The 22,036-nt window shown below is 73.3% G+C and carries 20 protein-coding genes and 1 pseudogene; 15 read left to right on the top strand and 6 right to left on the bottom strand.

Annotation, left to right across the window (positions count from 1 at the left end; translation table 11 throughout):
• Window positions 1-2 precede the first annotated feature (2 nt).
• Window positions 3-908, bottom strand: coding sequence for an SGNH/GDSL hydrolase family protein (locus tag NH2_RS23055; RefSeq protein ID WP_169811523.1), 906 nt, complete (start codon window positions 906-908; stop codon window positions 3-5).
• A gap of 552 nt (window positions 909-1,460) precedes the next feature.
• Here NH2_RS23055 and NH2_RS23050 point away from each other — a divergent pair.
• Window positions 1,461-1,886, top strand: coding sequence for a ChaB family protein (locus NH2_RS23050; RefSeq protein ID WP_067658132.1), 426 nt, complete (start codon window positions 1,461-1,463; stop codon window positions 1,884-1,886).
• A 51-nt stretch (window positions 1,887-1,937) separates the two neighbouring features.
• Here the strand turns inward: NH2_RS23050 and NH2_RS23045 are convergent, their stop codons facing one another.
• A complete protein-coding gene (locus NH2_RS23045; RefSeq protein WP_067658129.1) occupies window positions 1,938-2,168 on the bottom strand; it encodes a DUF6480 family protein in 231 nt (76 codons plus the stop codon).
• A gap of 321 nt (window positions 2,169-2,489) precedes the next feature.
• Here NH2_RS23045 and NH2_RS23040 point away from each other — a divergent pair, with 321 nt between their 5' ends.
• From NH2_RS23040 to thpD, 10 genes are all read left to right on the top strand, one after another.
• Window positions 2,490-2,798: an STAS domain-containing protein gene (locus NH2_RS23040; protein ID WP_169811522.1), complete on the top strand. Its 309-nt coding sequence runs from the start codon at window positions 2,490-2,492 to the stop codon at window positions 2,796-2,798.
• A 38-nt stretch (window positions 2,799-2,836) separates the two neighbouring features.
• On the top strand, window positions 2,837-3,520 hold the full coding sequence (locus NH2_RS23035; protein ID WP_084505790.1) for a PAS and ANTAR domain-containing protein: 684 nt from the start codon (window positions 2,837-2,839) through the stop codon (window positions 3,518-3,520).
• 195 nt (window positions 3,521-3,715) lie between these two features.
• Complete coding sequence (locus NH2_RS23030) at window positions 3,716-4,144, top strand: ATP-binding protein (protein WP_067658120.1); 429 nt, start codon at window positions 3,716-3,718, stop codon at window positions 4,142-4,144.
• Window positions 4,134-4,934: an RNA polymerase sigma factor SigF gene (locus NH2_RS23025; protein ID WP_067658117.1), complete on the top strand. Its 801-nt coding sequence runs from the start codon at window positions 4,134-4,136 to the stop codon at window positions 4,932-4,934. The genes NH2_RS23030 and NH2_RS23025 overlap by 11 nt, the downstream gene beginning before the upstream one ends.
• Window positions 4,935-5,512: 578 nt before the next feature.
• Window positions 5,513-5,902, top strand: a complete 390-nt coding sequence (locus NH2_RS23020) for a hypothetical protein (protein ID WP_067658114.1) — start codon at window positions 5,513-5,515, stop codon at window positions 5,900-5,902.
• Window positions 5,903-6,585: 683 nt separating this feature from the next.
• Window positions 6,586-7,296: a response regulator transcription factor gene (locus NH2_RS23015; RefSeq protein WP_067658111.1), complete on the top strand. Its 711-nt coding sequence runs from the start codon at window positions 6,586-6,588 to the stop codon at window positions 7,294-7,296.
• A 146-nt stretch (window positions 7,297-7,442) separates the two neighbouring features.
• Window positions 7,443-7,985 carry a diaminobutyrate acetyltransferase gene (ectA, locus tag NH2_RS23010; protein ID WP_067658108.1) on the top strand — a complete coding sequence of 181 codons (543 nt, stop codon included), beginning with the start codon at window positions 7,443-7,445 and terminating at the stop codon, window positions 7,983-7,985.
• Entirely contained in the window at window positions 7,982-9,250 is a 1,269-nt protein-coding gene (gene ectB, locus NH2_RS23005) for a diaminobutyrate--2-oxoglutarate transaminase (RefSeq protein WP_067658105.1), read from the top strand. Before ectA ends, ectB begins: the two co-directional genes overlap by 4 nt.
• A complete protein-coding gene (locus tag NH2_RS23000) occupies window positions 9,247-9,639 on the top strand; it encodes an ectoine synthase (protein WP_067658102.1) in 393 nt (130 codons plus the stop codon). The genes ectB and NH2_RS23000 overlap by 4 nt, the downstream gene beginning before the upstream one ends.
• Window positions 9,640-9,653: 14 nt before the next feature.
• A complete protein-coding gene (gene thpD / locus NH2_RS22995; protein WP_218021737.1) occupies window positions 9,654-10,553 on the top strand; it encodes an ectoine hydroxylase in 900 nt (299 codons plus the stop codon).
• Here thpD and erm read toward each other — a convergent pair.
• Both erm and NH2_RS22985 read right to left on the bottom strand, forming a co-directional pair.
• Window positions 10,540-11,325, bottom strand: coding sequence for a 23S ribosomal RNA methyltransferase Erm (erm, locus tag NH2_RS22990; RefSeq protein WP_067658099.1), 786 nt, complete (start codon window positions 11,323-11,325; stop codon window positions 10,540-10,542). The genes thpD and erm overlap by 14 nt on opposite strands.
• Window positions 11,326-11,550: 225 nt before the next feature.
• Window positions 11,551-15,075 carry a hypothetical protein gene (locus NH2_RS22985; protein ID WP_067658097.1) on the bottom strand — a complete coding sequence of 1,175 codons (3,525 nt, stop codon included), beginning with the start codon at window positions 15,073-15,075 and terminating at the stop codon, window positions 11,551-11,553.
• Window positions 15,076-15,197: 122 nt separating this feature from the next.
• Here NH2_RS22985 and NH2_RS22980 point away from each other — a divergent pair, with 122 nt between their 5' ends.
• The gene (locus NH2_RS22980; RefSeq protein WP_067658094.1) at window positions 15,198-16,571 is read left to right on the top strand and encodes an FAD-dependent oxidoreductase; all 1,374 of its coding nucleotides are present in this window, start codon (window positions 15,198-15,200) and stop codon (window positions 16,569-16,571) included.
• A 44-nt stretch (window positions 16,572-16,615) separates the two neighbouring features.
• Here the strand turns inward: NH2_RS22980 and NH2_RS22975 are convergent, their stop codons facing one another.
• Window positions 16,616-17,002 (bottom strand): ankyrin repeat domain-containing protein, encoded by a 387-nt coding sequence (locus NH2_RS22975; RefSeq protein ID WP_067658091.1) that lies wholly within the window; start codon window positions 17,000-17,002, stop codon window positions 16,616-16,618.
• A gap of 110 nt (window positions 17,003-17,112) precedes the next feature.
• Here NH2_RS22975 and NH2_RS22970 point away from each other — a divergent pair, with 110 nt between their 5' ends.
• Window positions 17,113-18,138 (top strand): DNA topoisomerase IB, encoded by a 1,026-nt coding sequence (locus tag NH2_RS22970; protein ID WP_067658089.1) that lies wholly within the window; start codon window positions 17,113-17,115, stop codon window positions 18,136-18,138.
• A 24-nt stretch (window positions 18,139-18,162) separates the two neighbouring features.
• On the opposite strand, the gene NH2_RS22965 is transcribed toward NH2_RS22970, so the two are convergent.
• Window positions 18,163-20,715, bottom strand: a complete 2,553-nt coding sequence (locus NH2_RS22965) for a winged helix-turn-helix domain-containing protein (RefSeq protein WP_067658086.1) — start codon at window positions 20,713-20,715, stop codon at window positions 18,163-18,165.
• 174 nt (window positions 20,716-20,889) lie between these two features.
• Between NH2_RS22965 and NH2_RS22960 the strand changes: the two genes are divergently transcribed.
• Together NH2_RS22960 and NH2_RS22955 are read left to right on the top strand one after the other, a co-directional pair.
• On the top strand, window positions 20,890-21,300 hold the full coding sequence (locus NH2_RS22960; RefSeq protein ID WP_067658083.1) for a DUF7144 family membrane protein: 411 nt from the start codon (window positions 20,890-20,892) through the stop codon (window positions 21,298-21,300).
• Window positions 21,301-21,441: 141 nt separating this feature from the next.
• Window positions 21,442-21,975: pseudogene (locus tag NH2_RS22955) on the top strand (DUF6328 family protein); the annotation flags it as partial.
• Between the last annotated feature and the right edge of the window lie 61 nt (window positions 21,976-22,036).

Genomic DNA, 22,036 nt, shown 5'->3' with positions numbered 1-22,036 from the left:
CTTCAGATCGCGAAGTGCTGCCGCAGGTGCGTGGCGACCACGCTGTTGCCTGTGGCGTTGGGGTGCACCGGTGCGCCGTCGAAGGGTGAATCCGCGCCCGCCAGCCCGCTGATCCAGGGCTCAGCAGAGCAACTGCCGTGCCCGGCGGTGAGTGAACGGATGTCGATGAACTCGATTCCCAGCAGCACCGCCGCACCGCGCTGCGCGTCCTGCAGCCGAGCGAGATAGGTGATGTAGCCCTCGGCGTTCGGCTGCACGACGCGGCCGACGGCGGCGAGGTCCATGCAGGCCTCTGGCTGACCGGGTTCGAAGATCTCCGGGTAGCCGACGAGCGAGACGCGGGCGTTCGGCGCGTAGTAGCGGACGAAGGTGATGACGTCGCGCACCCGATCCGCGTAGGCGGTGTCGGTCACGGCGGCATAGTCCGGCAGGCGGTTCTGGGCGGCGGCGTCGAGCCCGCAGCCCGCTACGACATTGAGCAGGCAATCGGTCGAGGGGAAAGCGGTCCCGCTCGAGGCGCCCCACACGTCGTTCATTCCGGCTTGCAGCAGGACGACGCGGGTGTCGGTGCCGAGGGCACCACGAGCAAACGCCTTTCGTGCCTGATGCACGAGGGTCCACCCGGCACCGGTGTCGATGGTGCCGCCATTGCACGACACATCGGTGAAGTTGGCGGCTGCGAGCCCCGCCGCCGCCGCGAGCTGGTTCGGCCAGGACGATGCCGATCGGGCGCAACCGTCGTCGGCATGCGCGAGCACCGGCGCGGTCGCGGTAAACGAGTCACCGAGGACGACCAGCGGCACTCCGCCCACTGGGTCGGCTCCCGAAGTGGCGACGGAAGGAAACGCCGCCAGCCACAGCGCGCCGAGCACGGCGGTAGCGATGGACCTTGCCCGGTGAACCTTCATCGCATACCCAATCGTCAGACGACACGGAGGACAGCAGTATCCGGGCAGCTCCGAGCTTTGCGCAGTCGTTCGATCGACCGACTGCCCGATATTTGCGGACACCCCTACGCTGACGCCGTGGCACCCAGTCGACATCGTCCCCGCCGAGCCGCTGCCATGGCCGGTCTCGCCGTCATCGCGCTCGCCGGTTGTGGATCCCCTGATAGCGCGCCGCCGCAGCCCGGCAGTTCGTCGGTGGTCACGCCGTCTCCGTCGCCTTCGGTGGCCGAGCCCGCACCTGGTCCGGCCGCCGCACCGCAACCTGCCGAACTCTCGCCGGCGCCGGAGGCGCCCGTTGTTGCGGAGCCGTTCAGCCCGCCGAATCCGCCCGCCCCCGTCGTGCCGCCATTTGCCCAACCGGCACCGGTTCAGGCCCCACCGGAACCGCAGGCCGAGCCGCCCTTGCTGCCCGATCCCGGATTCGAGCCGCGGGCGGGTTACTGACACGGCGGTCGTCGGTTCGAATCAAACGCAGTCGTCCGGGTACCCGGACGGCAGCGGAAGGAGGCCACCGTGCCGAAGACGAATGCCAAGGGCGAGGTGCGCAAGTCCGAGCTGCCGAGCACCGTGCGGCGCTCCCCGGCGAAGGCGCAGCGCACCTTCGCCGAGGCGCACGACGCCGCCCTGGAGACCTACGACGGCGAGGAGTCGCGCGCGTACCGGGTCGGGTACAGCGCGCTGAAACGCGGCTACGAGAAGATCGGCGACCGCTGGGAGGCCAAGGAGCAGCGCGGGCCATCGGACGAGCGCGCGGAGCGGGGCGGGCTGAACGCCGGTGGCGAGAGCGCCGAGGGCGTGAACGCCAAGGCCACCAAGAAGCACCTGCTGGCGGTCGCGGGGCGGCTGCAGATCACCGGCCGGTGGCGGATGCGCAAGGACGAACTGGTCGCGGCGATCCAGCGGGCGAACCGCCGGGCCACCGCCGCGGCGCGGGAGTAGCCCACCGCCGCGCCGCGGGGCCGGACTGCCCGGGCTGCCGGAGTGAAACCGCTAGAACTGCAGCACCACCGTGGTCACCGCGGCGATCAGGAAGATCACGACGAGCACCACCCCGGCGACGATGGCGACGACGCCGGTGACCGGGAAGTGGTGCCTGGTCGCCGGCTCGGGGGCGGAGAGCCCGGAGGTCTGCGGAGTGTCCGGCGGGGTGTCGCCCGGGGGCACCCCGCCGCCCGGCTCCAGGTCGGGCACGCGGGCCGGGTCGGGATCCATGGAAGCCATGACCGCTCCTATTCCGGGTTGCCGGTATTGCTCGGGGTGCCGGGGCGCCTGCCGCGGCCCCTGCGGAGCAGCAGCACCGCACCGACGACCAGCGCGATCGCGAGTATCACCAGAAGTTCCATGCCACGCGGCTACCCGCGACCCGGCCCGCGAATCCGCCGGGTAACGAGCGGCTACGTTCCCCGGACAGGGCGCGGGGCACGTGCCAGACTGGCCGGAGGTTGAGATTCCCAGCCATGACCACCGCTCCCCACCGGGAGGTCGCTCATGTCCGCAGTACGTGTTCCGCCCCGGCGTCGCTGGGAACCTCGGGTGCACCGGATGGCCGACTGCGTGGTGGTGCGGGTCGAGGGCGAGCTGGACGCCGCCGGCTACCCCGAGTTCAGCTCGGTACTGGAGCGCGCGGTGCGCACCGGCGGGCGCTGCGTCGTGGTCGACCTGCGGCCCACGCTATTCCTCAGCATCCGCGCCGCGACCATGCTCGGCTCGGTCCAGCGGCGCACCTCGGGCGGCGGTTCGGAGCTGCGGCTGGTGGTGGGCCGGGCGGACGTGGAGCGGGCGCTGGAGGTCACCGGGGTGCGGCCGCTCTTCCGCTGCTACCGCTCCATGCGGGACGCGCTGGCGGGCTGAACCGCACCGGTCCGCGCCGCATTGCCGATAATCGTCGGGTGACGGATTGCAGTCCGGTACCGCCCGAGGAGGCGGCGGCGGTGGATCGGGTGATCGGCGGCGGGGCGCGGCAGCACGTCGGCAGCTTCCGGTTCTGGTTCGAGACCCAGACCTGGGAGTGGTCCGACGAGGTCGCGGTGATGCACGGCTACCCGCCAGGCACCCCGGCGCCGGACACCGAGCGGCTGCTCGCGCACAAGCACCCCGACGACCGCGACCAGGTGGCCGACCGGCTGGCGCGGTCCATCGCGCACGGCGAGCCCTTCTGCAGCAGCCACCGCATCGTCGACACCGGGGGTGAGGTGCACCACGTCATCGTGGTGGCCGACCGGGTCACCGGGGCGGACGGCGCGGTGCTCGGCACCGCCGGGTACTACGTCGACGTCACCGGCACGCTCGCCGTGCACCGCCGCGAGACGCTGGACGAGCAACTGCCCGAGCTGTACGCCGCCCGCGCGGTGATCGAGCAGGCCAAGGGCGCGCTCATGCTGGTCTACGGGGTGGGCCCGGAGCAGGCGTTCCGGGTGCTGAGCTGGCGCTCCCAGGAGACCAACGTCAAGCTGCGCGCGCTGGCGACCAGGCTGATCGCCGATTTCGGCACGCTCTCCCCGTTCACCGCGGGCGCGCGCAGCCGCTTCGACCACCTGCTGCTCACCGCGCACGAGCGCGTCGAGGAGGAGTGACGGCCGGTTTCGCCGGTTCGGCACCGGGTAAGCGGTCGATGATCACCGGGTGGCAGGGAACGGGCGGTGTGCGGGCCCGAACTGCCACCCGATTTCCCTCAGACGTGTACGCGGACCGAGGCCGGAGCGGGATGCCGGGGGCGGTCGGGTAGCGTGGCCGCTCGGTCGGCCTCGAGAACAAGGTGGTGGTGGGCAATGGGGGAAAAGACTCCCCGATCCTCGACGGACACGACGACGATCGGGGTGCGGGTCCCGGCATCGCTGGAGCAGCTGACCATGCTGCGCGCGCTCGCCGAGACCGTGGCCCTCATCGCCGATTTCGCCATCGATGAGGTCACCGACATCCGGCTCGCGCTGGACGAGGTGGCCACCTCGTTGATCATGGACGCCGTTCCCGGCTCCGACCTGGACTGCGAGTTCAGTTACGAGGCCGGGCGGATGTTCGTCCGGGTGCGGGCCACCGCGGCCGCCGAGGGCGGCATCGGCGAGTCCGGCTTCGGCTGGCACATCGTGCGCACCCTCACCGAATCCATCTCCTCCGCGCAGGCGCCGTTCGACGGCGCGCTCTCCGGCTACCCGACCGAGGTCGACTTCACCTGGGTCCGGAGCGCCGATGGCGGGTGAGCCGGGCTCCGGCCGGGGCTCCGGCGACGGCTACGAGAACACCGAGCCGCTCTTCGAACAGCTCGCGGCGCTCGGCCCGGAGGAGGAGCAGCGGCGCCAGGCGCTGCGCGCGCGGCTGATCGCCACCTGCCTGCCGCTGGCCGAGCACATCGCGAGGAAGTTCTCCGGCCGCGGCGAGAACTTCGACGACCTGCTGCAGGTGGCGCGGCTCGGGCTGGTGCAGGCGGTGGACCGGTACGACGTGAGCCGCGGCTCCTCGTTCCTCTCCTTCGCCGTGCCGACCGTCATGGGCGAGGTGCGCAGGCACTTCCGGGACAACACCTGGTCGGTGCGGGTGCCGCGGCGCACCAAGGAGATCCAGCTGACCATCGGCGGCACCGTCGAGCGGCTCTCGCACAAGCTCGGACGGATGCCGCGGGCGCGCGAGATCGCCGACGAGCTCGGGGTCGACGTGGTCGAGGTGACGCAGGCGCTGATCGCCGGCAATGCCTACCAGTCGTCGTCGCTGGATGCCGTTGCGGCCGAAGGCGATTCGGACAATGCGCCGCTGCCGCTGCTGGCCAAGCTCGGGGCCGAGGAGGCCTCGTACCACCTGATCGAGGACTTCATGGCGGTGCGGCCGCTGATCGAGAAGCTGCCGGACCGGGAGCGCAGGGTGCTGGTCATGCGGTTCTTCGAGAACCGGACGCAGTCGCAGATCGCGGCGGAGCTCGGGGTCTCGCAGATGCACGTCTCGCGGATTCTCGCCAAGACGCTGGCCGGGCTGCGGGACGAGGCGCTGAAGGACTGAGCCCAGGGCTCGAGCGGGGCGGGTCCGCCCCGCGGGTTTCGCGACGCCCCGCGCCCCGACCGCAGCTGGACGGTGCCGGTCAGATCGGGTTCGGTGGGGCCGGGGACGGCGCGGGGCCGGGGACCGGTGGGAGCGGACTCGGGCTCGGTGCGGGGCCAGGGGGCGCGGGGGACGGGATCGGGTCGGGTGCCGGGACGGGGTCCGGTGCGGGAATCGGCGGGACCGGGGCGGGGTCCGGCTCGGGGGGCGCGGGGACCGGTGCGGGGTCGGGGACCGGATCGGGGGCGGGAACGGGCGGAACGGGGTCCCGCCCGGGGCCGGGCGGCGCCGGATCGGGTGCGGGGGCCGGGGGAACCGGATCGGTATCGGTGGAGCCTTGCGGGAACGAACTCACGGCGACGTCCTCCTCACTGCCCGGGCGCGGCCCGGACTCGATGCACCCGATTGGGCTACCCGGTCCGGATCCGCCGAATCCGCCCGCGGCGGCGCAGCGCCGGTTTGCCCCGCGAGCGGCTCGGGTACCGGGAGGGGAGGGAGTTCGGTTCCGCCCGCCGGGCGCGCACAGCGAGGAGGTCGCCATGGACGATCGACGACTGCCGGGAATCCGCACCGCGGCCCCGGTCCGCAGCCAGGCCGACCGCCCGCAGCAGATCACCTCCCCCGAGCAGCGCCCGGAACGCCCCGGCCGCACCATGATCACCACCGACCATCGGGTGATCCGCTCCTGGGCCGAGCGGCGCGGCGCCCGCCCCGCCACCATGCCGGGCAGCGTCCTGAACGGCGCGCTCGGCGTGCTGCGCTTCGACTTCCCCGGCTACGGCGGCGCCGTGCTGCAATGCGTCGGCTGGGAGGAGTGGTTCGCCACCTTCGACGCCCGCAGGCTGAACTTCCTGTTCCAGGAGCAGCGCCCGGACGGCAGCATGAGCAACTTCAACCGGCTCGAGCACCCGGTCCCCGGCCTGCGGTGACGCCGCTCCGCGGGTGATCGCGCGGCGAATCACGCCGCGACCGGGATGAGCCGGTGCTCGCCGCGGCCCAGCCCGCGCACCTCCACCGTGGCGCGATCCCCGGTGACCGCGACCCGGCGCCGGCGCCGGTGCCGGTGCCGGTCCGGGCGGGGTCCACCAGCGGCGCGGTCCGCGCGCAGGGCGTGCTCCGACTGCCGTCGAGCAACTTCCCTGCCCGCCGCTCTACCCGAGGTTCCAGTCCGAAACGGAGCGGAATCGGCCCCGGACCGGGTGGCCTCCGTCACGAATTTGCTGTGGCGCCGGTCACACTTTTGCGTTCGGCTCGCCCCCCGCGCCACCCGCCACGGGCGCACGGTCGACGGGCCGCGCGCGTCGCCTGCGGGCTCGGCGTTACCCCAGTGCGCCGGGGGTTTTCGAGGGTCGGGGCGGGGCCTCGGTAATGGTCTGGCAGCCCCCTGAACGTTGATGCCCGAACCGCACATCTACTACTGCGCTCAGTAGATGTGCGCCCGTCCCAGTGTTACGAACTGTTTACTGTCGAAGGCGGCCGGGTAACCGCAATACAGCCGGGCGGGCCGATGCCCCAGCCCCGGCGGCAATGCTCGGAGCGCGGCGATGCGCCGGGGCGAGGGTGCGATTCTCCTCGTCGCGGCAGCTCCGCGCCTGTCGGCAGAGGAATGGTAGTGAGCGCGAATCTGATGATCGTCGAGGACGATACCCGGGTGCGAGGCGCACTGCGCCTGGCCATGGAGGACGAGGGCTATGCTGTCGCCGAGGCCGGTGAAGTGGGGCACGCGCTGGACCAACTGCGTACCAACGGCGTACCAGATGTCATGATCGTCGACCTCGTGATGGGCGAGGCCGATGGCTTCGACTGCATCCGCGAGATCCGCAGGGACCACGACGTCCCGATCATCGTGGTCAGCGCCCGCGACGACACCCACGACGTGGTGGCCGCGCTGGAGGCAGGCGCGGACGACTTCCTGGCGAAGCCGTTCGAGATCAAGGAGATGACGGCCCGCATGCGGGCACTGCGCCGCAGGGCGGGCTTCGCCGCCGAGCGCGCGGGCGATCGCGAACTGGTGCTCGAGGCCGACCCCGAGCGGCCGCTGGTGCTCGCGCCCGCCGCGGGCGCGGTACGCAGGGGCGACGAGGAGCTGCACCTCACGCTCACCGAGTTCCGGCTGCTCTGCGAACTCGCCGAGACTCCTGGCCGGGTGCTCAGCAGGCAGACGCTGCTGGACAACGTCTGGGAGCGCGGGTTCTTCGGCGACGAGCGGATCGTCGACGTCCACATGCGGAGACTGCGGACCAAGATCGAACGCGACCCCTCCGAGCCCAGAATCGTGGTGACCGTGCGCGGTCTCGGCTACCGCCTCGACCTCCAGCAGTGAAAAACGAAGTGTTCCATTTTCCACCGAGAAGAGACGCATGTCACGCCTTCACTGGCAATGTCACGCGACCGTAACCAACTCGACCGGTTCAGCTCAACGTTCCTTCGCAAGCCTGGACGAGTACACGAACCCGACGAGGGAGATGTATGTCAACGCCAACCCTGTCCCTGCCCGCCGAGCGCGCGACCGGCCGCGGCAGAACCGTGCTGCGCGCGCCCCGGGTGGGCGACGCCGCGCAGATCTGGCGGATCGCCAAGGACTCGCAGGTGCTCGACGCCAACTCGAGCTACGCCTACCTGCTCTGGTGCCGTGATTTCCCGGCCACCTCGGTGGTCGCCGAGGTGGACGGCGAGGTCGTCGGGTTCGTGATCGGCTTCGTCCGCCCCAAGGCGCCGGACACCGTCTTCGTCTGGCAGGTGGCGGTCGACCCCTCGCAGCGCGGCAAGGGCACCGGCACCGCGCTGCTGCACAAACTGCTGGACGACACCGCCGCCGCCGGCGTCTCGATCCTGGAGACCACGGTCTCCCCGGACAACGAGGCATCGATCGCGATGTTCGGCTCGGTCGCCCGCAAGCGCGGCGCCGACATGACCAAGCGCCCCCTTTTCGATCCCTCGGCCTTCCCGGACAACCATGAAGCCGAGGACCTCTACACCATCGCCCCGATCACCCCCGAGGAGCACCGATGATCACCGCCGAGACCACCATCTTCGAGAGCCTCGAGTCCAATGTCCGGGGCTACTGCCGCTCCTGGCCGACCGTCTTCACCACCGCCAAGGGCGCCTGGCTGAAGGACGAGGAGGGCAGGGATTTCCTCGATTTCTTCGCAGGCGCAGGCGCGCTGAACTACGGCCACAACAACGACCTGCTCAAGAAGCCGCTGCTCGATTACATCGCGAGCGACGGAATCACCCACGGCCTCGACATGTCCACCGTGGCCAAGCGGGAACTGCTGACCACCGTCCGCGACACCCTGCTCGCCCCGCGCGGGCTGGACTACAAGGTGCAGTTCCCCGGCCCGACCGGCGCCAACGCGGTCGAGGCCGCGCTCAAGCTGGCCCGCAAGATCACCGGCCGCAAGACCATCCTGAGCTTCACCAACGCCTTCCACGGCATGACGCTCGGCGCGCTCTCGGTCACCGGCAACGCCGCCAAGCGCGCGGGCGCGGGCGTGCCCCTGGTGCACGCCACCCCGATGCCCTACGACGGCTACTTCGACAACACCGTCGCCGACTTCCAGTGGATGGAGCGGGTGCTGGACGACACCTCGTCCGGCTTCGACCGCCCGGCCGCGGTGATCGTCGAGACCGTGCAGGGCGAGGGCGGCGTGAACCTGGCCCGCCCGGAGTGGCTGCGGCACCTGGCCGAGCTCTGCTCCGCGCGCGGCATCCTGCTGATCGTCGACGACGTGCAGATGGGCTGCGGCCGCACCGGCCCGTTCTTCTCCTTCGAGACCGCGGGCATCACCCCGGACATCGTGACGCTCTCCAAGTCGATCGGCGGGTACGGCCTGCCGATGGCGCTGGTGCTCTTCAAGCCGGAGCACGACCAGTGGAATCCGGGCGAGCACAACGGCACCTTCCGCGGCAACAACCCGGCCTTCGTCACCGCGACGGCCGCGCTGAAGCACTACTGGAGCGACGACAAGCTGGAGCGGGCCACGCTCGCGAACGGCGAGCAGGTCGCCGCCGAGCTGGGCAGGCTCGCGGAGAACTTCCCTGGTCTCTCCACCCGCGGCCGCGGTATGGTGCACGGCCTGGTCTTCGATGATCCGGGCCAGGCAGGCAAGGTCGGTCAGGCGGCGTTCGAGCGCGGCCTGCTGGTGGAGACCTCGGGCTCCATGGACGAGGTCGTCAAGCTGCTGCCGCCGCTGACCCTGACCGGCGACGAGCTCACCGAGGGCCTCGCCCGGCTCGGCGCGGCCGTCGACAACGTGATGGGAGGACGAGCGTGATCGTCAGAACCACTCAGGAGATCACCGGTACCGAGCGCGATGTGGCCGGCGAGGGCTGGCGCAGCAAGCGCATCGTGCTCGGCGGTGACGGCGTCGGCTTCAGTTTCCACGAGACCACCATCGAGGCAGGCTCGACCCACGTCTTCCACTACCTGAACCACGTCGAGGCGGTGTGGCTGGTGCAGGGCGAGGGCACGCTGCACGACCTCGACAACGACGTCACCTACGACCTCGGCCCCGGCTCGATGTACCTGTTGAACGGGCACGAGAAGCACCGGCTCGAGGCGCGCACCCAGCTGCGCATGCTGTGCGTGTTCAACCCGCCCGTCACCGGACAGGAGGTCCACGACGAGAACGGTGTCTACCCGCTCGTCGAGGTGACCAGCTGAAAGGACGTCACACCGTGACCCTCGTGCACGAAGGAATCGAAACCGGCACCGACCGCACCGACCGCTACCCCACCCGGCTGCCCACCAGGGCGGCGCACGTGGAGCGCCCGGATCCGACGGTTTGGGGGAAGGTCGAGACCGGGGAGCTGCGGCGCTTCGAGGACGACGGCTTCGCCGTCTTCGACGCGCTGCTCTCGCCCACGGAGGTCGCCGAGTTCGCCGGCGAGATCGAGCGTCTCGCCGCGGACCCGGCCCTCGCCGACGACGACCGCCTCATCGTGGAGAAATCGTCGCGCGAGGTGCGCTCCATCTTCGAGGTGCACCGGCTCAGCGCCGCCATCGCCGAGCTGGTGCGGCAGCCCCGGATCGTCGACCTGGCCCGCCAGGTCCTCGGCTCCGAGGTCTACCTGCACCAGACCCGGGTCAACCTGATGCCCGGATTCCGCGGCAACGGCTTCTACTGGCACTCGGACTTCGAGACCTGGCACGCCGAGGACGGCATGCCCGCGCCGCGTGCCGTGAGCCTCTCCATCGCGCTCACCGACAACTACCCGATCAACGGCAGCCTCATGGTGCTGCCCGGCTCGCACCGCACCTTCGTCCCCTGCCTCGGCAGCACCCCCGCCGAGCACTACCGGGAGTCGCTGCGCGAGCAGGAGATCGGGGTGCCGACGCGGGAGGACATCACCGCCCTGGCCGCGCGGCACGGGATCACCCAGTTCACCGGGGAGGCGGGGTCGGCGCTGCTCTTCGACTCGAACCTCATGCACGGGTCGGGGAACAACATCACGCCGTTCCCGCGGTCGAATATCTTCCTGGTGTTCAACAGTGTGGAGAACGCGCTGCGGGAGCCGTATGCGGCGCCCGCGGCGCGGCCGGACTATATCGCTGCCCGGGATTTCACCCCGGTGTGAGGGTTCGGTGGACGGTCAGCCATTGCCGGGGGTGCACCAGCCCCACCGGCGTTTCCGGTGCCAGTTGCGCTGCGCAACAGGCCTTTCGGACTGTGCTGCGCGGATATTCGCGGGCGAGTGAGGCGGCGAACGAGCCGCCTCTGCCCGTGAAACCGAGGTCGACCAGGCGGCGGTAGCCGGTGATGGCTCCGGCCGGAAGCAGCGGTTCGGTCCGGCGGCGCACGAGCAGGACCGCTGCCTCCACCGCGGGGACCGGGTGGAAGCTGTGCCTGCCCACCCGCGGGCCGAGCGCGAATTCCAGCTGCGGCCAATGCGTTACCGTCAGCCGGGACCAGCGGCCGTAGTCGCCGCTGTGTTTGCGCGCGAACTCGCGCTGGGTGAGCAGGGTGGCCGCGGTCAGCCTCGGTGCTTCGAGGCACCAGCGCAGGATGTCGGTGCTCGCCGCGAACGGGATGTTCGCGACCACCGCGAACGGTTCCGCCGGAGGTCGTACCGTGCGGAAGTCGCGGTGCTCGATGGAGATTCGCGGATTCTCCCGGTAGCGGACGCTGAGCCGCCTGGCGTGCCGCTGATCGAGTTCGTAGGCGCGTACGCGGCCCGCTTCGCGCAGGAGTGCGCGGGTGAGCGCGCCAGCCCCCGGCCCGGGTTCGAGTACGAGGTCGGAGGGGTGCAGCTGGGCGGCGCGCACGATCGTGCGCACGGCCGCCGGGTCGACGAGGAAATTCTGGGACAGCCGGGCGCGCACGCGCGCCTGGCCTCGGTGGCGAGGCATGGGGGTCCTTCGGCAGAAGGCGAATCGGGAACCGGTGAAGGCGCCTGACCCATGCCGGGCACGGCTGTGTACGGCCTGCACCGCAGGCCGGGGGAGTTCGGTGCGCCGGCGGGCCTAGGCGGCGGCGCGGCGCAAGCGGGCGGACGGCATCGAACGCGCGCTCACGACCGCGCGGAACTCACCGGGGCTACCTCCCATGCCGGGGACGCTAGCGCATCCGGCACTTCACTCGCGAGTTGTTTTTCCGCCCTCGCGCAGTTCCTTCAGGCTCGCCGCCGCCCGCGGCTCACCGTGCGCCGCCGCGGCGCGCCACCACGCCTCCGCGCCGGTGGTGTCGCCCTCGTCGCGCAGCAGGGAGCCGAGGTCGTAGGCGGCGGCCACGTGCCCCGCCTCCGCGGCCTGGGTCAGCAGGCCGCGGGCGGACCCGGTATCGCCGCGGCGGTACATGGCGAGGCCGAGGTCGTACAGGGCGCCGCGGTAGCCGGGGTCGCCGATTATGCCGCCCTGGCCGCGGGGGACCGGTGGGGGGCCGTAGACGCTGCGGCGCGGGGGGAGGGTGTCGGGGTTGTGCTGGAGGGTTGCGGCGCTCCAGCCGCCGAAGCCGGGTGGTTGCTCTCCCGGTGTGTTCGGGTCGGTGGTCCGGTCAGCCTGCGGTTGCGTGTTCCGGTCCGCGCTCGGCGGCACGTCGCGGTCCGCTTGCGGAGGTGCCTCGCGGTCCACTCGCTGTGGTGCGTCCTGATCAGCCGGGCGCGGCGTGCTCCGGTTCGCTCCTTGCTGTGCCCCGGCCTGGTCGGCTGGGCGCGGCGCGTTCCGGTCGAGTTGCTGTGGTCCGGCACGGTCAGCCGGGTCCGGGGCGCTCCGGTCGGTTGCGCGGGTCGCGCTCCGGTCGGCTGTGCGGGTCTCGATCGGAGCGGCCTGTCCCGGTGCCGGGTTCGCATCGGCCGTCTGCGGCGTCGGGCGGTCGGTCGCCTCCTGCGCGCCCGCCCCCGGCCCGGCCGCCCCGGGGCGGGGCGCGACTTTTCGTGGGGGCCGTACGGCCTGCGGGGGAGCCGCTCCGCCGTCGGCCACCTCCTGAACGGGCCGTGTGTCGACGCGCGGTGTCGGCGTGCCCGCATCGGGCGCCGCCGGGTTCGGGCGCATCCCGGCACCTCGCGCGGCGGCACCGGCGTCGGTGACGCCCGGGTTCGGCGACCCGGCCTGCGGCGCGATCGAACCCGCCTCGGATCGCACACCGCCCGGCACTGCGACCGCACTCCCCCCGGATGCGATGCCTCCCCGCCGCTCCTCGGGCCGCGCGCCAGCCGCCTCGCCCCCGCGCGCGGCCTGCTCCGGCTGCCTGTAGGCGTCCGTCCCGGCCGCAGCCCGGTCGGGAGCCGCTCCGCTCTGCGATACGGTGCTGCTCCCTGCCGTCGTCGTGTCGGGAGCCGCTCTGCCCTGCGATGCGGTATTGCTGCCTGCCGCAGCCCGGTCGGGCGTCGCTCCGCTCTGCGATGCGGTGCTACCGCCTGCCGCAGCCCGGTCGGGAGTCGCTCCGCCCTGCGATGCGGTGCTACCGCCTGCCGCCGTCGTGTCGGGAGTCGCTCCGCTCTGCGATGCGGTGCTGCTTCTTGCCGTCGTCGACTGTCGCCCCTCGGCGCGAGGCGCGGAAGTACCCGCAGGCACGCTTGTCTGCTGCCCGTCAGCGGAACGGGGTCCAGGGGTGCTTTCCCTACCCTCGCTCGGCCGCTGCCGACCCTGGGCAACCGGCGCACTCGTGCCGACGCCGGACGGGGTCTGCCCCGGCTGTCGGGCGGTCGAGCCGGAGCCGGGTGCGGCTCGGGTCGGGCGCTCACCGCCGCGCGGTGCGGGTGCGGCGGCGCCGGTCGCGGCGGCTTGCGGGCGACCGCCGACGCCCGGCGGCGCTGCGTCGGCCACCTGTCCGCTCCCGGTCTGCGGTGCGGTTGCGCCGAGCTCTTCCTTGTGCCCGCCGCGAGCTGCGGCCGTGCCCGCGGCCCGATCCCCGCGCAACGCTTGCAGGCGCGCGGCGAAACTCTCCCGGCGCTGGTCCGACTCGTCACCGCGCATGCCGTGCAGCCCGGCCGCCAGATTCGCTCCCGGCGCGCTCGGCCGGGCGCCGGTGGCGGGCGGCCGTCCCTGCCCGTGCCTGCCGGTCAGCTTCTCGCCCGCGGCGGTCGGCCGCTGGCCGTACCGCGACTCGCGGATGTCCGGGCGACGCCCGGCACGGGTCGGCAGTGCGTGCTGGCCGCCGGCCCGCTTCCGGTCATTCCGGCTCGGCTCGTCGCCCTGCCGACCGGACTTCGCCACGGCCTCCGAATCGGACTCGACCCGCCGACCGGACTCCGCCGCCGCCACCGGACCGGACTCCACTCGCCGACCGGACTCCGCCGCCGCCTCCGAACCGAACTCCGCCCGCCTACCGGATGGCGCCACGGCCTCCGTACCGGACTCCGCCCGCCGCTCACCACGGCCGCCGGGCACCGGCTCACCGGCCGCGGGCCGAGACGGCTCCCCGAGCTCGAACCCGCCGGCACCCGCTCGCCGCTGCTCCGCCTGTCTCTCGGCCTCCGGCCTCCGCTCCGCCGGCCCACGGCCGAACCCGGCCACCGGGGAATCCGCCCGCCCACCGACCGGCACCGAGGCCGCCCGCTCATCGGTTCCCGCCCCGGCCGCCGGTGCTGTCGCGGCCGCCTGTCGACCCGAGCCGGCGCCGCCCGAATCACTCTCCGGTGACCGCCGACCGAACTGAGGGGCCTCGCCCCCCGACGGCACCTGCCCGGCGCCCGCCGCATCGCCCCGCCGCACCGGCACCCGCCCGAGCCCCTGCTCAACAGACTGCCCCGCATCCCGGCCCGACCCCGCGCCCTGCGCGCCGAACCCCGGCCCACCCTTCGCGGGCGCGACGACATCCGCCCCGACCCCGGGCCCGAACGGCGACTCCTCCCCGAGCCCCTCCGGCACCGGCGGCAACTCCCCGCTCGGCCGCCGAACGGCGGACTCCGCCGGCGCCTGCCGATCCCACCGCCCCGCCGACCCGTCCGCGGGCGGCGCGTAATCCCGCCTGCTCACCCACCCGCCACCCCGCCGCGCGGCCTTCGCCTCGGGAGCATCGGGCACCTCGGCCGTGTCGACGAGCACGACCCGCCCCCCGTCCGGCCGCTCCGCCCGGTACCGGACCGGCAGCGTGACGTACTGGTCGTCGAGCAGCTGCGCCTCGTTCTCCTGCGGTGCGGCGGGCTCGGCGTCGAGCGCGCGGGTACTGATCTCGACCACGAGATTGGCGAAGTTCGGCGGCCCCTCGCCGACGCTGCACCAGAGCGTGACCCGCCCGTCGGGCAGGTGCTCGACGAGAATGCCGTAATTCCCCTCCCACGACTTCTGCACGCCGCGGTCGTCCACCCAGACGGGGGTGAGGGTGAAGAGCGCCTCGGCGGAGTTGCCGGCCAGCTCGATGCTGAGGCCGGTGGCGAGCGCGTCCCCCCAGACGTCGATGCCGCCGAGCCGCCTGCCGTCGAAGCGCAGGTGGCCGTCGAGCACCGAGAGCCCGATGCCCCAGCCGCGCAGCCCGGCGGGCGGAGCGGCGGAAAGTGCCGTCATCGCGAGCCGCGCGCCGGGGGTCCCGAACTCCTCGGAGTACATGGGGTAGACCAGGCTGCCGTTGTAGCGGATCGGATCGGCGCTGGTGTACTGCGTGGCCAGGATCTTCCCGGGCGGCGAATGGCGTTCGTACCACTGTGCATACGACTCGGTCATCTCGCCACCCTTTCCTGCTCTCGCGCCGGGCCCCGATCACGCGCGGTGGCCCGCTCCACCGTACTAGGCGCGGGGCCGGTGGTCGCGGCGTCGCGGCGCGGTCCGGCGGTAGCGTGACGCCCATGAGCGAGCGACTGGTGGTGATCGGCGGGGACGCGACCGGAATGGCCGCCGCATCGCAGGCACGGCGGCTGCGGGACGCGGGCGAGCTGGAGATCGTGGTCTTCGAGCGCGGGCGTTTCGCCTCGTACTCGGCTTGCGGCATCCCGTACTGGGTGGGCGGTGCGGTGCGCGACCGGGACGACCTGATCGCCAGGACGCCGGAGGAGCACCGGGAGCGCGGCATCGACCTGCGCCTCGGCCACGAGGCGCAGCAGCTGGACCTCGAGGGCCGCCGGGTACTGGTCCGCGACGACACCGGCACGCGATCCTGGACCGGATACGACAAACTCGTCCTCGCCACCGGCGCCGAGCCGATCCGCCCGCCGCTGCCCGGCATCGACGCCCCCGGCGTGCACGGCGTGCAGACCCTGGACGACGGACAGGCGCTCATCGACACCCTGACCGGCCAGGAGTCCGGCGACGCGGTGGTGATCGGCGCCGGGTACATCGGCGTCGAGATGGCGGAGGCGCTGATCCAGCGCGGCTACCGGGTGACCATGCTGCACCGCGGCGCCGAGCCGATGTCCACCCTCGACCCGGACATGGGCGCGCTGGTGCGCGAGGCCATGGACGGGATGGGGATCACCGTGATCAACGAGGCCAGGGTGACCGCCATCCGCACCGGTCCGGACGGCCGGGTGCGTGCGGTCGAGACCGCCGACGGCGAGTACCCGGCCGGCGTGGTGGTGCTCGGCCTCGGCGTGCGCCCGGCGACCGACCTGGCGGCAGCGGCCGGGCTGCCGCTGGGGGAGTCGGGCGGGCTCCGCACCGACCTGGCCATGCGGGTGCGCGGCCACGCCGACATCTGGGCCGGCGGCGACTGCGTCGAGGTGCTCGACCTGGTGTCGGGGCGGGAGCGGCACATCGCGCTCGGCACGCACGCCAACAAGCACGGGCAGATCATCGGCACCGGGGTGGGTGGCGGGTACGCGACCTTCCCCGGGGTGGTCGGCACCGCGGTGAGCAAGGTGTGCGCGCTGGAGGTGGCGCGGACCGGGCTGCGCGAGGCGGACGCCACCGCTGCCGGGTTGCAGTTCGTGAGCGTCACCATCGAGGCCACCAGCAGGGCCGGGTACTACCCGGACGCCGACCCGATGACGGTGAAGATGCTGGCCGAGCGGCGCACCGGCCGGTTGCTCGGCACCCAGATCGTCGGTCGGGAGGGGGCGGGCAAGCGGGTCGACATCGCCGCGGTCGCGCTCACCGCCCGGATGACGGTCGAGCAGATGACCACGCTCGACCTCGGCTATGCCCCGCCGTACTCACCGGTCTGGGATCCGGTGCTGGTCGCCGCCCGCAAGGCGGTGGCGGCGGTGCGCGCCGCGGGGTGGTGAGGTGCGCCGTCCCGGCGGTGGCCGAGACGTCCCGGCGCGGCGCCTCAGCCGAAGAGCGCGAGCAGCTCGGCCTTCCCGAACATGGCCGCGGCATCGCGCGCCGACGGGCTTCCGGCATCCGGATCCGCCCCGCCCGCGACCAGCGCCCGCACCACCTCGGCCTCGCCCTTGAACACGGCGCCCGCCAGCGGCGTCTGCCCGCGATCATTGGCCCGATCCGGATCGGCGCCGCGCTCCAGCAGCACCCGGACCGCGTCCGCGTGCCCGTGGTAGGCGGCCAGCATGACCAGCGTGTCTCCGCGCGAATTGGTGAGATCCACCGGCACCCCGGCGTCCAGGTACCCGGCGAGCGCCTCCGCCGCACCGCTCCGGGCCAGGTCGAAGAGGTGACCGGCCAGCTCCAGCACCTCGGGGTCGGGTGTCTCGCTCACCGGCTCATGGTGGCAGAGCCCGCCGGCTACCCGGCGCGGCGGGCCGGAAACCCGGGCGCTCACCACCCGGAAAGCAGGAATGAGCGGGCGCGGCGAAGGTATCCGCAGGTATGCGGTTACGGCGGAGCGACCCCGGCGGGCCCGGGCTGCGACGGGTGCGTCGCGGCAAGGGCTTCTCGTATCACACCGCCGACGGCGGCCCGGCGAGCCGGGAGGACATCGAGCGCATCCGCGCCCTGGTGATCCCGCCCGCCTGGCGGGACGTGTGGATCAGCGCGCACCCGAACGGCCACATCCAGGCCGTCGGCACCGACGCGGCCGGGCGCAAGCAGTACCTCTACCACGAGCGGTGGCGCTCGGCCAGGGACGAGGAGAAATTCGACCGGGTGCTCACGCTCGCCGCCGAGCTGCCCGCGGTGCGCGCGCAGGTGCACGCCGACCTCGGGCTGCGCGGGCTGCCGCGCCGCCGGGTCGAGGCGGTCGCGGTCGACCTGCTCGACCGCGGTGTCTTCCGAGTCGGCGGCGAGGAGTACGCGGAGGAGAACGGCACCCGCGGCGTCGCCACCCTGCTGCGCGAGCAGGTCACCGTGAGCGGTGACGCCATGCTGTTCGACTACACCGCGAAGAGCGGGCTGCGCCGCCGGGTCCGGGTCACCGACGCCGAGCTGGCGCGGGCGGTGCGCTCGCTGCGCCGCAGCCGCGCGGACTCCGACCGCCTGCTCGTCTACCGGCAGGGCGCGGCCTACCGCGAGCTGCGCTCCGACGACATCAACGCCCGCTTCAAGGAGCTCGCCTGCTGCGAGTGCAGCGCCAAGGACCTGCGCACCTGGCAGGGCACGGTGCTGGCCGCGGTCACCTTCGCCGCGCTCGGCCGCCCCGAGTCCGAGCGCGGCCGTAAGCGGGTGCGCAGGGAGGTCATGGAGACCGTCGCCGAAGCGCTCGGCAACACCCCGACCGTCGCCCGCGAGTCCTACGTCGACCCGCGGGTGGTGCGCGCCTGGGAGCACGGCGACACCATCGCCAACGCGCTGCCCCGCGCGGAGAGACAGCAGGACGAGGATGCCCGCCGCGACATCCTCGAGCGCGCCGTCATCCGCCTGCTGCGCGACCGCAACCGGGCCCGCCGCGCCGCCTGACGCCCCCGGTGCCGTGCCCTGCTGTCACAGCAGCCCGAGGTGCCGCGCCCGGTCCAGCGCCCCGGTGCGCGAGTGCGCGTGCAACTTGGCGTAGATCCCGCGCAGGTGCGTCTTCACCGTGTTGACCGAGATGCCGAGGTCGGCGGCGATCTCACCCGCCGTCCGCCCCGACGGCAGCCGCGCGAGCACCTGCATCTCGGTCTCGGTCAGCCCGTGCCCCGCCCGCCCGCGCCCGGCCGCCGCGTGCCCGCGCACCGCGGCCACGAAGGCGTCGCGGTGCCCGAACGACCCCGCCGTCTCGTCCAGCATGCCGATCACCCCCGGCACCTCCAGGAACGGCCGCACCAGGTGCTCCGGCTCGGCCAGCTCGACCGCCGCCTCCAGGCTCCCGCGGGCGCGGGCGGGCACGCCGGTGGCCCGGTGCGCGGCGGCGAGCAGCAGCAGCGCCGTCACCCCGGTCGTCCGCGGCACGGCCGACCCGGCGATCGGCTCCAGCAGCGACCGCACCGCCTTGGGCCGCCCGGCCGCGTGCGCCAGCGCGGCCGCGGCGACCACCACGTCCGGCAGCTCGCCGAGCCGCTCGCGGGCGCGGTCGAGCAGGCTGCGCGCGGCCACCGGCTCGTGCACCGCGAGCAACTCCCACACGGTGTGCCGGACCAGCCCGCTCACCACCGCGGGCCGCGGGTGCCGGTCCAGCAGTGCGAGCAGCTGCCCGCGCAGCGCGGTCACCGCCGCGTACCGGTCGGCGGCCGGCCCGCAGCGCACCAGCAACCCGACGACCAGCGCGTGCCTGCCCGCCACCGGGTCCGCCACCCCCGCCGCGTCCGGCCGCACCGCGACGACGCCGTCCAGCGCCGCCCCGCCCTGCTCCTCCGCGCGCAGGTAGCCGGAGAACATCAGCATGGCGCGGGCCTGCGCGACATCGGTGACCTCGGGGACGTCGTGCCGGGCCGCGCAGTCCAGCGCGTACCCGGCGCGCCGCCGCATGCCGCCCAGATCGTCGGCGAGCCCGGCGGCCATGGCCAGCCGGGTGGCCGCGCGCACCACCAGCCGCGGCTGCCCGGTGCTCTCGGCCAGGGTGAGCGCGCGGCGCAGCAGCTCCTCGCCGCGCACCCGGCCGCCGTCGAGCACCGCGAGCGTGGCCCACTGCACCGCCGCGTAGCCGTCGATATCCGGGTGCGCGGTGCTCGGCGGCTCGGTGCCGGGCACCCGGGCGCCCGCGGTGACCAGCGCCGCCTCCAGCCCGGCGGCGGCCGCCAGCGCGGCCACCCAGCCGGGCGGCGCGAACGACGGGGTCCCGCTCCTGGTGGCGAGGACGTCGAGGTAGGCGACGGCGTTCTCGTTCTCCCCGCGCACCAGCGCGTCCACCGCGCGCAGCGCCCAGACGAAGGGGTCGTCGGCGAGCAGCGGCCGCTCCCGGGTGAGCGCGGTCAGCAGGCCGGGGCCGTCCCCGGCGAGCACCACCGCGGGCCCGCTGGTGCGCAGGTAGCCGCGGATCGGCTCGTCGTCCGGCTGGGCGAGCAGGTGCGGCAGCGCCGCCGGGCGCAGCCCGGCCGCCTGCAGCCACTGCGCGGTCGCCAGGTGCAGCTGGGCCGCGCGCTCCGGGCCGAGCCGGTTCACCTCGGCCAGCAGGAAGGCGCGGAGCAGCGGGTGGTAGCGGTACCAGAGCGTGCCCGCCGCGCCGGTGCGGGTGAGCGGGAAGCCGAGCCGCTCCAGCCGGTCGAGCAGCTCGCCGGTCTCCGGCCCGGCCAGCAGCGCGGCCAGCGGCTCGGTGAACTGCTCCGGCACGCTGGTCAGCACCAGGAAGTCGCGCAGCCCGGCGGGCAGCGAGTCGAGCAGCTCGCCGATCAGGAAGTCGGAGACCGCCGCCGCGGGCCTGGCCAGCACCGCGAGCGCGGCGCTGCGGTCGCCGGGGTAGGCGTCCAGGTAGAGCGCGGCGATCCGGACCAGCGCGGGCCAGCCGCGGGTGAGCCGCATGATCGCCTCCAGCTCGGCGGGCTCCGGCGGGCAGCCCTGCGCCGCGCAGACCAGCGCCGCCTCGGCCTCGGTGAAGGCGAGCCGGTCGGCCCCGAAGCGCAGCATGCGCTGGTCCGGCATGGTGTGCCAGTGCAGCGGCGGGTCGAACCGCCCGGAGAGCACGGTGACCAGGGTGGGCGGCGCCAGCCGGAGGAACTGCTCGAGCCCGGCCAGCACCAGCGGGTCGTCGATCAGGTGCACGTCGTCGAGGACAAGCACGGTGTGCGGCGCGTCCGGGGGGCGGGCGGTGAGCAGCGCGGTGAGCGCGCTCGCCGGGGTGCGATGTCCGGCGGAGGGGTCGGGCAGCCCGAGCCGGGCGGCGAGCTCCCCGGCGAAGGCGGTCACCGCCGCGCGCTCCGGGGTGACGGTGAGCAGCGCGGTCGCGAACCGGCTCTGCTCGGCCCACGCGGTCAGCACCGAGGTACGGCCGCTGCCCGCCGGTGCGCTGAGCACGAGCACCCGCGCCGCGCCCGGCCGCACCGCCTCCTCGATCGCCGCCACCAGCGCCGGCCGCGCGATGGTGCGGGAGCCCGCCGTGCCGATCCGGGTCGATAGCGCCATGCCGCCTCCTCGGACGGTCGACCGAGCTACTTCAGGGCAATCTATCCTGGAAATGTGAAGATACTCCGTTTCCGCTGGTAGGAGTAGAACTCATCCGAATCGGGTGATGCGGGCGGCGATTCGGGGGAGGAGATTCGGCGACACCGAACACCCACCCGACGAGAGGGGTCTCCCATGACACACGCAGGCGAAACCGGACACCCCGTGCGCCAGGGCTTCGCGGCGGCCACGTCGATCGCGGCCGCGGTACTGCTGTTCGCGGTCGCGCTGCTCTCGGTGCTGCAGGGCATCTCGGCGGTGGCGGACGATTCGCTGTTCGTCGTCGGCCCGGATTACGTGTACTCGCTCGACACCACCACCTGGGGCTGGATCCACATCGTGCTCGGCGTGCTGCTCGGCATCGCCGCGGTCGGGCTGATGACCGGCGCGACCTGGGCCAGGGTCACCGCCATCGGGCTGGCGGCGCTCTCGATCGTCAGCAACTTCCTCTGGCTGCCCTACTACCCGGCATGGTCGCTGCTGGTCATCGCGCTGGACGTGGTGGTCATCTGGGCGGTCGCGACCTGGCGGCCCGAAGCGGGCTGACCCCGGCGGCACGGCATCGGCGGGTATCGGAGCCTCGGCTCCGGTACCCGCCGCCCGTGTGTTCCGGCGGTGCTGCCCGAATGAACACCGGGGAACCGGGTAGCACCGAGTACGAGAACACGGGCAGGAGCACTGACCATCATGGCCGGAAACCAGGATGACTCGCCACGGCCGCGCAGCGACCGGGAGGCAGCTCCGCGGGACGACGCCTGGAACTGGCAAGCCCGCGGCGAGACCGCCACCGAGCGGCTCGACCGCAACTTCGGCCAGCTGCTGCAGGAGCTGCGGGTACTGCAGACCGGCGTGCAGTTGCTCACCGGCCTGCTGCTGATCCTGCCCTTCCAGGACGGCTTCGAGGATCTCGGCGGCGCCGAGCGCGGCATCTACCTGGCCGCGGTCGCGTTCGCCATGGCGGCTACCGTCGTGTTGGTCGCGCCGGTCTCCTGGCACCGCGTGCTGTTCCGGCGCAGGCGCCTGGAGGAGATCGTGACCGCGGCGCACCACTGCGCGCTGGCCGGGCTGCTACTGCTCGGGCTCGCGCTCACCGCGGTGGTGGTGCTGATCGTCGCGGCCGTGATCGGCATGGCGGCCGCGGTGCTCACCGGCATCGTCACCGGGCTGCTGTTCCTCACCGTGTGGCTGCTGGTGCCGCTGCGCTACCGGCGCAGGCCGCTCGACCTGGACCGGCCGGAGCCGGACCCCGCCCGCACCGACCCGCGCACCGGCGACGACGCCG

The organism is Nocardia harenae NBRC 108248 (genome assembly GCF_001612885.1).
Lineage (GTDB): Bacteria > Actinomycetota > Actinomycetes > Mycobacteriales > Mycobacteriaceae > Nocardia > Nocardia harenae.
This window is presented reverse-complemented; position numbering and strand designations above follow the sequence as displayed.

Bases quoted from the DNA above. Each gene is read 5' to 3' on its own strand.
- NH2_RS23030 (WP_067658120.1), top strand. From the start codon at position 3,716: ATGGGGGAAAAGACTCCCCGATCCTCGACGGACACGACGACGATCGGG.
- erm (WP_067658099.1), bottom strand. From the start codon at position 11,325: ATGCCTCGCCACCGAGGCCAGGCGCGCGTGCGCGCCCGGCTGTCCCAG.
- NH2_RS23040 (WP_169811522.1), top strand. From the start codon at position 2,490: ATGGCCGACTGCGTGGTGGTGCGGGTCGAGGGCGAGCTGGACGCCGCC.
- NH2_RS23025 (WP_067658117.1), top strand. From the start codon at position 4,134: ATGGCGGGTGAGCCGGGCTCCGGCCGGGGCTCCGGCGACGGCTACGAG.
- NH2_RS22970 (WP_067658089.1), top strand. From the start codon at position 17,113: ATGCGGTTACGGCGGAGCGACCCCGGCGGGCCCGGGCTGCGACGGGTG.
- ectA (WP_067658108.1), top strand. From the start codon at position 7,443: ATGTCAACGCCAACCCTGTCCCTGCCCGCCGAGCGCGCGACCGGCCGC.
- NH2_RS23045 (WP_067658129.1), bottom strand. From the start codon at position 2,168: ATGGCTTCCATGGATCCCGACCCGGCCCGCGTGCCCGACCTGGAGCCG.
- NH2_RS23020 (WP_067658114.1), top strand. From the start codon at position 5,513: ATGGACGATCGACGACTGCCGGGAATCCGCACCGCGGCCCCGGTCCGC.
- ectB (WP_067658105.1), top strand. From the start codon at position 7,982: ATGATCACCGCCGAGACCACCATCTTCGAGAGCCTCGAGTCCAATGTC.
- NH2_RS23055 (WP_169811523.1), bottom strand. From the start codon at position 908: ATGAAGGTTCACCGGGCAAGGTCCATCGCTACCGCCGTGCTCGGCGCG.
- NH2_RS22965 (WP_067658086.1), bottom strand. From the start codon at position 20,715: ATGGCGCTATCGACCCGGATCGGCACGGCGGGCTCCCGCACCATCGCG.
- NH2_RS22960 (WP_067658083.1), top strand. From the start codon at position 20,890: ATGACACACGCAGGCGAAACCGGACACCCCGTGCGCCAGGGCTTCGCG.
- NH2_RS22985 (WP_067658097.1), bottom strand. From the start codon at position 15,075: ATGACCGAGTCGTATGCACAGTGGTACGAACGCCATTCGCCGCCCGGG.
- NH2_RS22980 (WP_067658094.1), top strand. From the start codon at position 15,198: ATGAGCGAGCGACTGGTGGTGATCGGCGGGGACGCGACCGGAATGGCC.